Origin of the sequence: Undibacterium sp. Ji42W, assembly GCF_049340405.1 — a bacterium.
Taxonomy (GTDB): domain Bacteria; phylum Pseudomonadota; class Gammaproteobacteria; order Burkholderiales; family Burkholderiaceae_D; genus Undibacterium.
In genome coordinates, this window is sequence record NZ_JBMPOV010000005.1 from 156,988 (window position 1) to 170,341 (window position 13,354).

Here is a 13,354-nt window from a genome sequence, read left to right on the forward strand (position 1 = left end):
CGCATGTCTGGGAATTGTTTGCCAGGAACTCACCTGGTAATTGCTAAAAAAGTTTATTTTCTTGCTTAGTTGTCAGGAGAATTGCGCATTTACTGGTTAATTGAGTGTCACATGGTAAAATCACAGGTTATCCTAATGTTGTTGTCAAATTAAGCACTATTTCAACAATTTTTTTAAGAATTTAACTTTCCGTTCATAGCATGTCATTCCTGACCAAGATATTCGGCAGCCGCAATCAGCGGCTTTTGAAGCAATACCAAAAGACGGTGCGTGAGATCAACGCATTGGAACCCAAGCTGGAAGCCTTGTCAGACGAGGCTTTGCAAGCCAAGACTGCAGAGTTCAAAGCACGTGTTGCGAACGGAGAGACACTTGATGCCATCCTCCCTGAAGCTTTCGCGGTCTGTCGCGAGGCCAGCAAACGCGTCTTGAAAATGCGTCACTTTGACGTGCAGATGATAGGCGGCATGGTTTTGCATTACGGCAAAATCGCTGAAATGGGCACCGGCGAGGGTAAAACCCTGATGGCGACCCTGCCAATTTACCTGAATGCCTTGTCAGGCAAGGGCGTGCACGTTGTGACCGTCAATGATTACCTGGCGCAGCGCGATGCTGAATGGATGGGCCAATTGTATGGCTGGCTGGGTCTGAGTACAGGTATCAACCTGTCGCAACTTGATCATGATGCCAAGCAGGCAGCCTATGGCTCTGACATCACTTACGGCACGAATAACGAATATGGTTTCGATTATCTGCGCGATAACATGGTCTATGAAGCCAAAGACCGTGTACAGCGCAGCCTGAATTTTGCAGTTGTCGATGAAGTCGATTCTATCCTTATTGATGAGGCACGTACGCCTTTGATCATTTCTGGTCAGGCTGAGAATCACACCGAGCTGTATTACAAAATCAATGAAGTACCAAAACTACTGACCCTGCAAATCGGTGAAGAAACACCGGATGGCAAAGGTAAGATTGAGGTACCTGGTGATTACACCAAGGATGAAAAAGCCCATCAGGTCTTGCTGACCGAAGCGGGTCATGACAAGGCAGAAAACATTCTCACGCAAATGGGTTTGCTGCCTGAAGGTGCCTCCCTGTATGACGCTGCTCACATCACGCTGATCCATCACTTGTATGCCGCCTTGCGTGCGCATGCCCTGTATTTCAAGGATCAGCACTATGTAGTGCAGAATGATGAGATCGTCATCGTTGATGAATTCACTGGCCGCATGATGACAGGCCGTCGCTGGTCTGATGGCTTGCACCAGGCGGTTGAAGCCAAAGAGGGTGTGCGCATCCAGAATGAAAACCAGACTCTGGCATCGATCACTTTCCAGAATTATTTCCGTATGTATTCCAAACTGTCAGGCATGACAGGTACGGCAGATACTGAAGCTTATGAATTCCAGGAAATCTACGGTCTCGAAACCGTGGTTATTCCACCGAACCGTCCATCCCAGCGTAAGGACAGGCAAGATCAGGTCTATAAGTCTGCGCAAGAGAAATACAATGCCATGCTGGTTGATATCCAGGATTGCTACGAGCGTGGACAGCCAGTGTTGGTGGGTACGACTTCGATTGAAAATTCTGAGCTTCTGTCCGACATACTGACCAAAGCCAGTTTGCCGCACAATGTCTTGAACGCCAAGCAGCATGCCCGTGAAGCGGAAATCATTGCCCAGGCCGGTCGTCCAAAAGCCATCACCATCGCTACCAATATGGCTGGCCGTGGTACGGATATCGTGCTCGGTGGTAATGTCGCCAAGCAAGTACAAATGATAGAAGCCAATGCAGCCTTGTCTGATGCAGACAAGCTGACGCAATCGCAAAAACTGCGTGACGAATGGCAATCCCTGCATGAGACTGTCGTCAATGCTGGCGGCTTGCATATCGTTGGTACTGAGCGTCATGAATCCCGCCGCGTAGACAATCAATTGCGTGGTCGTTCTGGCCGTCAGGGTGATCCAGGCTCTTCCCGTTTCTATCTGTCGCTCGACGATACTCTGTTGCGCATTTTTGCCGGTGACCGTGTCCGTGCCATCATGGACAGGCTGAAAATGCCTGAAGGCGAACCTATCGAAGCAGGCATCGTTTCGCGCTCCATAGAGTCCGCACAACGCAAGGTCGAGGCACGTAACTTTGATATCCGCAAGCAATTGCTGGAGTACGATGACGTTGCCAATGATCAGCGTAAAGTGATTTACCAGCAGCGTAATGAATTGCTGGAAGCGCAGGATATGGCAGAGCTGATTTCTTCCCTGCGTCATGGCATGTTCGAAGATATCGTGCGTGAATATGTACCGGCAGAATCGGTCGAAGAACAATGGAATATCCCTGGCCTGGAAGCTGTCTTGCGTGATGAATGGGCGCTGGATTTGCCATTGACGCAAATTCTGAAAGACGATGCCAATATCACGGATGAAGATATCCTTGAGCGCGTGCAAAAAGCCGCCAATGAAGTTTATGACGCCAAAATCTCCATCGTTGGCAAAGAGTCTTTTGCCGGGTTTGAACGCAATGTCATGCTGCAAAGCATAGATACCCACTGGCGTGAACATCTGGCTGCACTCGATCATCTGCGTCAGGGTATCCATCTGCGCGGTTATGCACAGAAAAATCCTAAACAGGAATACAAGCGCGAAGCGTTTGAACTGTTTGGCCAGATGCTGGAAGCGATCAAGAACGAAGTGGTCAGGACCGTAGTCACTGTGCGCATACAATCCCGTGAAGAGATTGATGCCGCAGAAGAAAGACTGGCACAGTCACAGATTGAAAACGTCCATTACCAGCACGCTGATTTTGATGCTGATGCAACTCCGGAAGAAATGCTGGCACCGGTTGCTAATTTCGGCACGGACCAGCCAGAAATCAACTACGCCCTGAAGGTGGGGCGTAATGACCCTTGCCCTTGTGGTAGTGGCAAGAAGTTCAAGCAATGCCATGGCAAACTTGCCTGATCATTGAGTAGTAAAAACTAAAGGCGACCAATGGTCGCCTTTTGTTTTTCGTCTTCCAGCATCAGTTTTGGAATTTCCCATGGCTTACTTGACGCAAGTAAGGCCTGGGGTTAAAGTGAACGGGCGTGCTTTATTTGAGCATTCATTCTATATTCCAAAATCCCATAGTGTGATAACCAGAACTGAAGGGCCTTATGGACTTGAACTTTAACGATGCAGAGCTTGGCTTTCGTGAAGAAGTCAAAGAATTTCTGCGGCAATCACTGCCTCAGGATATCAGCCATAAAGTCCATCATGGCATACCAATGGAAAAAGCTGACTATCATCGTTGGCAAAAAATCCTGCATTCCCATGGCTGGGGTGGTAGTTCCTGGCCAATAAAATTTGGCGGCACTGGCTGGTCTGCTGTGCAGCGCTATATATTCGAAGAAGAATGTGCCGCTGCGGGTGCACCGCGCTTGCCGCCCTTTGGTATCAAGATGGTCGCGCCGGTCTTGATGGAATTTGGCTCGGCCGAACAACAGCAAAGATTCTTGCCCAGTATACTGGCGGCAGAGGAATGGTGGTGCCAAGGTTATTCCGAACCCGGTTCAGGTTCTGACCTGGCATCAGTCAAGGCGACGGCTGATCTCATACAAGATGGCGAGGCTGAATACTATCTGGTGAACGGCCAAAAAACCTGGACTACGCTGGCACACTATGCAGACTGGATATTTTGCCTGGTACGTACAGACCGTGCAGCCAAGGCGCAGCGCGGTATTTCATTCCTGCTCATTGATATGAAGTCGCCTGGCGTCACCGTCAGGCCCATCATCACTATGGACGGCGCGCATGAAGTCAATGAAGTCTGGTTTGATGATGTCAAAGTGCCAGTTGCCAATCTGGTTGGAGAGGAAAACAAGGGCTGGACCTATGCCAAGTTCTTGCTGGGACATGAGCGCACCAATATCGCGGGCATAGGCATTGCCAAGCGTGAGCTGGCCAGACTGAAAAGAGTGGCCGCATGTGAATTCAAGAGCGGTAAGTCGCTCATGGAAGATGCTGCCTTTGCCACGCGCCTGGCACAGGTAGAGATTGATTTGATAGCCCTGGAAATGACCAATTTGCGCGTCCTGTCAGCAGAAGAGCAAAGCCATGCACCCGGGCCGGAAGCATCGATACTAAAGATCAAGGGCACGGAAATCCAGCAGCTAATCACTGAATTGCTGGTGCAGGCGGTAGGGGAGCAGGCCTTGCCGCTGCGTGATCGTCAGGACACCAGCGAGCTGGCCAGTCCACTCGCCATCAATTACCTGAATATGCGCAAGCTCTCCATCTATGGTGGCTCAAATGAAATACAAAAAAATATCATTGCCCAAATGATCATGGGACTGTGAGGGGGATATGAGGAGGGTATAGCCGCTTTTCATGAAATTTCCTCAGCGCAAACATGCTTCGCAGTGCAACAAAATGCCCTACAATGTCGGCTTGATTTCAACGCAAGGAAAAACCATGGCCGTTAATTCCCCCATCCCTGTGGCTGCAGATTTGAAACCGGTAGCCGGCATACGCCTCGGTTATGCCGAGGCTGGCATACGCAAGCCCAATCGCAAAGACGTACTGGTCATGGAACTAGCCCCTACGGCAACCGTCTCCGGGGTATTTACGACCAACCGCTTTTGCGCAGCCCCTGTGCAGGTTTGCAAGGCTCATCTGGAAGGCCTGCACATGGCGTCCAGCCCTATCCGCGCGCTGGTGGTGAACACTGGCAATGCGAACGCTGGCACTGGCGATGCTGGCTTGGCTGCAGCAAATGCAACTTGCGCTGCCCTGGCAGAATTGCTGGCTTGTGAAGCTTCCCAAATCCTGCCGTTTTCTACTGGCGTGATCCTGGAACAATTGCCGGTCGACAGGCTGGTCGCAGGTTTGCCAGCAGCCATAGCAAACCTGACAGCTGATAACTGGTTCAATGCGGCTACTGCCATCATGACTACCGATACCCAGCCCAAGGCGGCATCGGCAACGGTGGAAATCAACGGCAAAACAGTGACCATGACGGGCATCAGTAAAGGCGCAGGCATGATCAAGCCAAATATGGCGACCATGCTGGGCTATCTGGCGATTGATGCCAAGGTTGCGCAAAATGTACTGGATCACATGGTCAAGCAAGCGGCTGACAAGTCTTTTAATTGCATCACGATAGATGGTGACACCTCTACCAATGATTCCTTCATGCTCATCGCTACCGGTGCGGGTGAAGTCGAAGTCAATGATGTCGAGACACCTGAATATGCGGCTTTGGCAGAAGCCGTGACGGCGCTGTCGCAAAAACTTGCCCACATGATTATCCGTGATGGCGAAGGTGCGACCAAGTTCATGACAATCGCGGTGGAAGAAGGCCGTGATGTAGAAGAATGCCGCAAGATTGCTTACTCGATCGCCCATTCACCTCTGGTGAAAACGGCTTTCTTTGCTTCTGATCCTAATCTGGGCCGCATCCTGGCAGCCATCGGTTATGCCGGTGTGAATGACCTGGATGTAGGCAAGCTGAACCTGTATCTGGATGATGTCTGGGTCGCCAAAAACGGTGGCCGTAATCCTGAATACCGTGAAGAAGATGGTCAGCGCATCATGAAGCAGAGCGAGATCACTATACGCGTCAAACTGGCGCGTGGTGATGCGGCCGCGACGGTGTGGACATGTGATCTGTCACATGATTATGTTTCCATCAACGCCGACTACCGTTCCTGATCTGGATAGACAATGACGCAGCTTGATCAATTTCTCTTGCGTGCCGAGCATTTGCTGAGCAGGCTGGAAAACATATTGCCCGCCAGCACGCCAGCGCCTGACTGGAACCTGGGCTTTGCCTACCGTTGGCGCAAGCGTGGCGGACAAGGCTATTTACAAGTCGTGCGTCATGCCTCGACCATTGCGCTGGATGACTTGCGCAATGTCGCGGCACAAAAAAACCAGATAGAACAAAACACCAGGCAATTTGTCCATGGTAAACCAGCTAATAATGTCTTGCTGACTGGTGCCCGTGGCACAGGAAAATCATCGCTGATCAAGGCTTGCCTGAACCAGTTTTCTGACCAGGGTTTGCGCCTGATAGAAGTCGATAAGGCTGACCTGGCTGATTTGCCCGATATCGTCGATTTAATCGCAGAGCGCCCCGAGCGCTTCATTGTTTTTTGTGATGACCTGTCTTTTGAAGAGGGTGAGGCCGGTTACAAGGCTTTGAAGGTTGCGCTGGATGGCAGTATCTCTGCCCAGTCCGACAATGTGCTGATCTACGCGACTTCAAACCGCCGCCATCTGCTGCCTGAGAAAATGTCCGACAATGCCAGCTACAAATATAGTGATGATGGTGATTTGCATCCGGGTGAAACGGTAGAAGAAAAAATCTCCTTATCCGAACGCTTTGGTGTCTGGGTCTCTTTCTATCCTTTCAAACAGGATGATTACCTTGACATCGTCGCCTATTGGTTAGGCAACATGGGCTGCACTGCTGCACAGGTAGAAGAAGCGCGTGGCGATGCCTTGCGTTGGGCGTTGCAACGCGGTTCACGTTCTGGCCGCGTGGCTTGGCAATTTGCCCGCGACTATGCTGGCAAGCTGGCGGAGTCCTGAGATGAGCGCAAAACCTGTGGATGTCGCCGTAGGCATCCTGATGAAAGCCAATGGCGATGTCTTGCTGGGACAGCGTCCGGCTGGCAAACCTTATGAAGGTTATTGGGAATTCCCCGGTGGCAAAGTCGAAGCCGATGAATCCATACTCGATGCACTCAAGCGCGAATTTGTCGAAGAGTTAGGTATACAAGTGCTGACTGCTGAGCCATGGTGCGGCGTTGAGCACATCTACCCACATGCCCATGTCAGGCTGCATTTCTATATCAGCCGCGAATGGCAGGGTGAGCCGCAAAGCCTGGAAGGGCAAGCCTTTGCCTGGCAGGGCAGTGTAGGACTCACGCCGCTATTGCCTGCCACCATACCCCTGCTGGAATGGCTGGATTCGCTGCGCAAAGACGAGGCCAGCGTAGCTACTGCTGCTTAAGCCGCTGAAATTCTAAGGCCTATGCTCTGGCTTGTCGATCTGATTTATCTCCCCTCACCCAGAAGAACATCAGAGCAAACATTAGTCTGTTGGCTCTGTCCCCCTTTTTCCTCAATTCGTTCCCACTTTGTGGTCACCTGCCTATGCTTGGTGAAAAGTGCTGCCTGCCTCTTGTCATCAAACTGTCTTTTTATGACAAACAATCCGTAGTATCACTTATTGTCGGATACTTTTCTGGCTGAGATTATCTGTGCTTTATTTTACGACTGATATGTATTGAAAACAATACAGTGTATTTAAAATAGTACAGTGTGCAGATTTTAGTACGCAATAGAGTGTGTTCTCTAGTGCGCAAAGTAGAGGGAAAGCAGTAGCTGTATTAAATTCAATACAAAATTTTTGGTGATTCCAAAATAAATTTTTTAAGTCCTTGAATTTTATCAATAAAATTTTGTGGCACGACGATTGCTATGACTAGTCGCAGTTTCCTTATATGCGATGGAGTGGTGAAATATGAAGCAAGTTGCTGGAATAGCAGGTGCGGTACTTCGTATTGACTTACAGGCAATACGTTACAACTATGGTCTGTTGCGCGGTTTATTGGGCACGGCGAAATGCGGTGCCGCAGTCAAGGCGGATGCTTATGGTGTGGGCGCGGTGCAAGTCGTGCAGGCACTGTATGCAGAAGATTGCCGGGATTTTTTTGTCGCCCATTTGCAAGAGGCGATCATTATTCGTGAACATTTACCTGCAGATGCAGCCATCTATGTCATGCATGGCTCACCCGTTGGGCATGAGGCGGAATTATTGGAATATCACTGCACACCGGTATTGAACAGCCTGCCACAAATGCTGGCTTGGCGTGCATTGGCACAAAAAGAACGGCGCCGCCTGCCTGCCATCGTGCAGGTAGATACTGGCATGGCCAGAATGGGTCTGTCAGCAGCCGAGATACAGCAATGGCAGGCCGATATCAGCCTCAGCGAAGGTATAGACCTGCAATACATCATGAGCCATCTGGTCAGTGCAGAAGATCAGGCCAATCCTGTTAATCAACAGCAGTTGCAAGCCTTTAATGCCTTGCGTGCGCACATCCCGGCTTGCCATGGTGTGCCGGCCAGTCTGGCCAATTCTTCCGGCATCTTCCTGGGCAAAGACTTTCATTTCGACATGGCCCGTCCTGGTGCAGCTTTGTATGGCGTTGCTCCTGTGGCCGGGCAAGCCAACCCCATGCGTGCCGTTGCCCACTTGCAAGGCCGCATCATACAAACCCGTGAAATTCCGGCCGGTACTGGTGTCGGTTATGGATCGACCTGGCGCAGCAGCCAGACCGCCCGCATTGCCACTGTCGGTGTTGGCTATGCCGATGGTTGGATGCGCAGCCTCAGTAACCGTGGCGTCGCCCATATTGCGGGGCAGGCCGTGCCCATGGTGGGCAATGTATCGATGGATACGATCACCCTGGATGTGACTGCGGTCGCCGCAGAACATCTGCAACCCGGTTCCATGGTGGACCTGATCTCTACTGACAATACAGTGGATCAGGTGGCGACATGTGCCAATACCATCGGCTATGAAATCCTGACCAGTCTGGGAGGCCGTTATGAGCGTACTTATAGCAATTAAGCCTCCACATGTATCGCCGCTAGCCTGAGCCGGCAGCCAGTACAAACAAAGAACACAACAGACAAGCAGATTAATCCAGCAATAAGCCAGCAGCAAGCGGGGAGAAAAAAATGAAAGTAGTTATATTGGGTGCAGGTGTTATCGGTACAGCGTCAGCCTATTATCTTGCCAAAGCAGGGCATGAAGTCACCGTGATTGAGCGTCAGCCAGCAGCAGGCCTGGAAACCAGTTATGCCAATGCAGGCGAAGTTTCTCCAGGTTATTCAGCACCATGGGCAGGCCCTGGCGTGCCCCTGAAAGCCATCAAATGGCTGATGATGCAGCACAGCCCGCTGGCGATACGCCCCAGCTTTGACCCGACTATGTGGCGCTGGGTCACGCAAATGCTGATGAACTGCACCAGCAAGCGCTATGAAATCAATAAGGGTCGCATGTTGCGCATGGCTGAATACAGCCGCGATGTCTTGCAACAATTGCGCAGCGATACCGGCATCAGCTATGACGAACGTACCCAGGGTACGCTGCAACTGTTCCGCAATCAGCAACAACTGGACGGTGCAGAGGCCGATATCGCCATCCTGAAACGCTACGACGTACCCTATGAAAAACTCGATAAAGCCGGTTGCCTGAAAGTGGAGCCGGCACTGGTCAACGTGCAGGACAAATTTGTCGGTGCATTGCGCCTGCCCGGTGATGAAACCGGCGATTGCTTCAAGTTCACCCAGAGCTTGTCCACATTCGCGCAAGAACTGGGCGTGCAGTTCAAGTACGGCGTCACCATACAAAGACTGGTCAAGAGTGGCGATACCATCAGTTCTGTCATCACCTCGGAAGGTGAGATCAAGGCAGACTGTTTTGTATTGGCACTTGGCAGTTATTCCCCGATTCTCTTGAAAGAATTGGGCATCAAGATTCCTGTTTACCCTATCAAGGGCTATTCAATTACCGTTCCGATTACCAACGCACAAAAAGCGCCGGAATCGACGGTCATGGATGAGACCTATAAAGTCGCAATTACCCGCCTGGGCGACCGCATACGTGTCGGTGGTACCGCTGAAATCACCGGCTATAACCTCGACCTGCGTGCAGACCGTCGTGCCACCCTGGAGCATTCAGTAACTGATTTGTTCCCTGGTGGTGGCGACGTCAGCAAAGCCGAATTCTGGACTGGCCTGCGTCCCATGACCCCGGACGGCACCCCTGTCATTGGCCCTACGCCTTACCGCAACCTGTACCTGAACACCGGTCATGGCACGCTGGGCTGGACCATGGCTTGCGGTTCTGGCCAGTTCATTGCTGATGTGGTTTCTGGCAAGCGCCCGGCTATTTCTACTGAAGGTTTATTCATGGACCGTTACGGCAGCGTAAATAGTCCTATTTTTATACACAAGGAGTTGGCATGAATGCAATTGAAGAATTATTGTCATCAACCCAGGTTTTTTCAGACGCCAATCTGAACGCGCGTTTTTTTACGGCGATTGAATTACTGGCGCAAATCATGATGGTCATGCCGCGTACTGCGAACATCACCACTCTGGCACAGGCAACGGGCAAGACTCCGCGCCTGATACGCTCGATACTGGCAGTATTGAGCAAGGACGCTCTGGTCAGTCGCGACAGCAAGGAAAAAGATGCCTGGCATTGCCGCGACTGCAATGGCATCATCACCCTGGCAGATGTCTACCGCAGTTTCGTCAATGCTGAAGAACGCGCCGCCTCCAAGGCAATCGAAAAAGCAGTCCAGGAAGAAGAAACAGAAGTGCCACAGGAACGACGCACTACCCGTACCTCCAGCCAGCAAAGCGTGGACTTGTTGATGATGCAAGTTAAAATGACGCTCAATCGTGCAGTCTTGCAGCAACTGGAGCAATTTGACCTGGGCCGTTTGCGCGGCCTGGCATCAAATAGCGCTTTCCGTCGCCAGCATGCCCGCCCGCGTGGTTATATTCCGGAACCGTATTAATCCACATATTAAGCAGACTTACATCGTTTCATCACAAAGCAACGCATGCGCATCAATATCCAGTTCAAGGACAGAGTAGGTATTGCCCACGAAATACTGGCAGTATTGGCGCGTCGTGGGCTCAATGTGGTAGCGGTTGAAGTTGACCCACCCAATATCTATATCGACAGCCCTGAACTGCTTGAATTCATGCTCCCCTCATTGCAGACTGATTGCCAGTCTGTACGCGGGGTAGGTGAAATCAAGGTGCTGGATGTCTTGCCCGGCATACGCAGACGCCTCAATCTCGACACCATGATGGCCGTCATGGAAGACCCGGTGCTGGCAATCGATGCCAGCGGCCATATCGTGATTGCCAATGTCGCGGCTGCGACGGCAACCCGCATGAGTGAGTCCAGCCTTTGCCAGCGCAGCCTGAACCAGGTACTTGACGATGCGGGCATACAGGAAGAACTGGTCAATTGTGGTTTCCGCCTTCCCAGCCGTGAAGTCAGCCTCAATGGTGAGCCCTATTTCATGGATGTGACGCCAGTATCAGAGCCACAAGGCCTCGATATTACCCATGGCCGCTCGGTAGGTGCCGTGCTGACCTTTCACGCACCTACCCGCATAGGTGGCCGCCTGCATGCCTTGCAACATTCGGAAGGCAGTGGCTTTCATTTCATCATCGGTGAGTCAGAACAGATACGCAGCCTGAAAACCAAGGCAGCACGGGTAGCCGTGGTCGATGCCCCTTTGCTGATCACAGGCGAGACCGGCACTGGCAAGGAATTGCTGGCCCAGGCTTGCCACGGCGTCAGTGGCCGTAGCAATGCGGCTTTCCTGGAGCTGAATTGCGCAGCCTTGCCAGAAAGCCTGGCTGAGAGTGAATTATTTGGCTACATGTCTGGCGCCTTCACCGGTGCCCAGCGCGGTGGCAAGCCTGGCCTGTTTGAAATGGCGGACGGTGGCACGGTCTTTCTCGATGAGATAGGCGAGATGTCGCTTTATCTGCAAGCCAAGCTCCTGCGCTTCTTGAATGATGGCAAGTTCCGTCGCATAGGTAGTGATAAAGAGGTCAAGGTGAATGTCCGCATCATCAGCGCTACCCACAGAAACTTGCGCAAGATGGTGCAGGAGGGCAGTTTCCGTGAGGACTTGTTCTATCGCCTGAATGTCTTGCACCTGGAAATGCCAGCGCTGCGCGAGCGACCTGACGATATCCTGCCGCTGGCCAGGCATTTCATAGAACGTGCCTGCACCCAGGCGCAAAAGCCGGTATGCCGTTTGAATTCATCGGCCTGCGCTGCTTTAGTGTCCAATCATTGGCCTGGCAATGTCAGGCAATTACAGAACGTGGTGTTCCGCGCGATTACCATGTCGGACCAGCGGGTACTGGATGCTGCTGACTTGGATTGGGCTGAGGGCAGCATCACGGCTGATGTGGTGAAGAGCGATGCCACCGAGAGCTGGGAATTGTCGGTCAACGCCTTTGAGCGCAGTTTGCTGGAAAACCTGTATCCGCAATATCCATCCAGCCGTAAGCTGGCGACGCGTCTGGCAACTTCGCATTCCATGATCGCCACCAAACTACGTAAATACGGTATCCCGCAAAAACGCTAAGACGTGTTGATGACCTTAAGTGCGTGCTAGATCAAGGCGCATGCGCTGCTCTTCACCTTGCTGACACACGCTCGCTACAGATCGTAAACACGTTCTAATTCAGGGAAGTGGATTATTCAGCCAATTCTTCAGGGTCTTCAGGTAAATTGACTGTAGGTATCGTGTATTTCTCTTCAGCCCAGGCACCCAGGTCAATTTGCTTGCAGCGTTCAGAGCAAAAAGGACGCCAGCGGTTCGCTTCTTTCCATTCCACCTTGGTTTTGCAGGTGGGGCAATCAACAAAAGTAGCCATGTTCAGAAATTACAGAGAGTCAGGTCAAACGGGATATCGTTTTCGTAGGCCTTGGGCTTCATGTCGCCATCCTGGGACATAAAACGTATCCACAACATATATTTATTCGCCGAGATTTCAGGAATGGCACCAAGTTCTTGCATGACATTGACGCGTAATAACTGATAGACCTTGCCTTGTAGCATCTGCTGGTAACTGCCAGCCTGGGCAATGACTTTCGATGTAGAGCCAGATTCACGCAACAGGCGCAAGACTACATTGATGGCATCAAACAGCGGAGCGATAGGGGCAAACCAGGCGCTGATGTCGGCAAAGCGTTTTTCTGCCGTATTTTTTTGCCAGGCATGGTAGCTGGGCAAGTCAAATTCGCAGGCGCCGCCAGGGATAATGGTGCGGCCACGTATGCTCATCAGCCATTCATTGTCACGCACGTTCTGTCCGGTCTTGCCTGTGCTGGCAACCAGGGCGCTGCTGGCGCGGTCAACATCATCCAATACTTTATCCAGCATTTCTGCCTGTACATTGGGATTGGACTTAAAACTGATGAGGGTATGTCTTTGTCTTTCGAGTTCTTGCAAGAGATCGGATTTGAGGTCGGCGCGACCAGCGACTTCCAACATTTCAAAAATGGTGGCAAGGGCAACGTGATGCTGCATGGGATCAGACTGATGCAAGAAAAACGTGAATTTTTCGTATAAGTCTTCCAGCCGCAATAACGTGCGAATACGCTCGTTAAAAGGGTATTCGTAAACAATCAAAATAGTTTCCCTGTCAAAATTTGGTGCTCATCAAAGCTGCACATGATTCTGAACCATACTGTGTGAAATTACAAACACCGCGTGCAGATTTCCATTATTTTTTTTGTAGGAAAATGT

General features: G+C 51.4%; 10 protein-coding genes and 1 pseudogene. 9 read left to right on the forward strand and 2 right to left on the reverse strand.

The features are described from left to right. The first annotated feature begins 200 nt into the window (after positions 1-200). The 9 genes and pseudogenes from secA (at position 201) to ACO0LG_RS12730 (ending at position 12,187) form a co-directional block, all read left to right on the forward strand. Entirely contained in the window at positions 201-2,960 is a 2,760-nt protein-coding gene (gene secA / locus ACO0LG_RS12690) for a preprotein translocase subunit SecA (protein ID WP_423026823.1), read from the forward strand. Between the two features lie 194 nt (positions 2,961-3,154). Further along, on the forward strand, positions 3,155-4,336 hold the full coding sequence (locus tag ACO0LG_RS12695; RefSeq protein WP_423026825.1) for an acyl-CoA dehydrogenase family protein: 1,182 nt from the start codon (positions 3,155-3,157) through the stop codon (positions 4,334-4,336). A gap of 115 nt (positions 4,337-4,451) precedes the next feature. Next, a complete protein-coding gene (argJ, locus tag ACO0LG_RS12700) occupies positions 4,452-5,690 on the forward strand; it encodes a bifunctional glutamate N-acetyltransferase/amino-acid acetyltransferase ArgJ (protein WP_423026827.1) in 1,239 nt (412 codons plus the stop codon). A gap of 12 nt (positions 5,691-5,702) precedes the next feature. Continuing rightward, positions 5,703-6,572 carry an ATP-binding protein gene (locus tag ACO0LG_RS12705; protein WP_423026829.1) on the forward strand — a complete coding sequence of 290 codons (870 nt, stop codon included), beginning with the start codon at positions 5,703-5,705 and terminating at the stop codon, positions 6,570-6,572. Between the two features lies 1 nt (position 6,573). Beyond that, positions 6,574-6,996 carry an NUDIX domain-containing protein gene (locus tag ACO0LG_RS12710; RefSeq protein ID WP_423026831.1) on the forward strand — a complete coding sequence of 141 codons (423 nt, stop codon included), beginning with the start codon at positions 6,574-6,576 and terminating at the stop codon, positions 6,994-6,996. A gap of 513 nt (positions 6,997-7,509) precedes the next feature. After that, positions 7,510-8,622 carry an alanine racemase gene (alr, locus tag ACO0LG_RS12715; protein WP_423026833.1) on the forward strand — a complete coding sequence of 371 codons (1,113 nt, stop codon included), beginning with the start codon at positions 7,510-7,512 and terminating at the stop codon, positions 8,620-8,622. A gap of 107 nt (positions 8,623-8,729) precedes the next feature. Beyond that, a pseudogene (locus ACO0LG_RS12720) lies at positions 8,730-10,025 on the forward strand (D-amino acid dehydrogenase); the annotation flags it as partial. Then, positions 10,022-10,585, forward strand: a complete 564-nt coding sequence (locus ACO0LG_RS12725; protein WP_423026835.1) for a hypothetical protein — start codon at positions 10,022-10,024, stop codon at positions 10,583-10,585. The pseudogene ACO0LG_RS12720 and the gene ACO0LG_RS12725, both read left to right, overlap by 4 nt. A 45-nt stretch (positions 10,586-10,630) precedes the next feature. Next, entirely contained in the window at positions 10,631-12,187 is a 1,557-nt protein-coding gene (locus ACO0LG_RS12730) for a sigma-54-dependent transcriptional regulator (RefSeq protein WP_423026837.1), read from the forward strand. A 112-nt stretch (positions 12,188-12,299) separates the two neighbouring features. Here ACO0LG_RS12730 and ACO0LG_RS12735 read toward each other — a convergent pair whose 3' ends face one another. Beyond that, a complete protein-coding gene (locus tag ACO0LG_RS12735) occupies positions 12,300-12,479 on the reverse strand; it encodes a DNA gyrase inhibitor YacG (protein WP_423026839.1) in 180 nt (59 codons plus the stop codon). A gap of 2 nt (positions 12,480-12,481) precedes the next feature. Continuing rightward, the gene (gene zapD, locus ACO0LG_RS12740) at positions 12,482-13,237 is read right to left on the reverse strand and encodes a cell division protein ZapD (protein ID WP_423026841.1); all 756 of its coding nucleotides are present in this window, start codon (positions 13,235-13,237) and stop codon (positions 12,482-12,484) included. Positions 13,238-13,354: the final 117 nt, after the last annotated feature.

Coding starts and splice junctions, on each gene's coding strand:
- secA (WP_423026823.1), top strand. CDS start 201: ATGTCATTCCTGACCAAGATATTCGGCAGCCGCAATCAGCGGCTTTTG.
- ACO0LG_RS12695 (WP_423026825.1), top strand. CDS start 3,155: ATGGACTTGAACTTTAACGATGCAGAGCTTGGCTTTCGTGAAGAAGTC.
- argJ (WP_423026827.1), top strand. CDS start 4,452: ATGGCCGTTAATTCCCCCATCCCTGTGGCTGCAGATTTGAAACCGGTA.
- ACO0LG_RS12705 (WP_423026829.1), top strand. CDS start 5,703: ATGACGCAGCTTGATCAATTTCTCTTGCGTGCCGAGCATTTGCTGAGC.
- ACO0LG_RS12710 (WP_423026831.1), top strand. CDS start 6,574: ATGAGCGCAAAACCTGTGGATGTCGCCGTAGGCATCCTGATGAAAGCC.
- alr (WP_423026833.1), top strand. CDS start 7,510: ATGAAGCAAGTTGCTGGAATAGCAGGTGCGGTACTTCGTATTGACTTA.
- ACO0LG_RS12725 (WP_423026835.1), top strand. CDS start 10,022: ATGAATGCAATTGAAGAATTATTGTCATCAACCCAGGTTTTTTCAGAC.
- ACO0LG_RS12730 (WP_423026837.1), top strand. CDS start 10,631: ATGCGCATCAATATCCAGTTCAAGGACAGAGTAGGTATTGCCCACGAA.
- ACO0LG_RS12735 (WP_423026839.1), bottom strand. CDS start 12,479: ATGGCTACTTTTGTTGATTGCCCCACCTGCAAAACCAAGGTGGAATGG.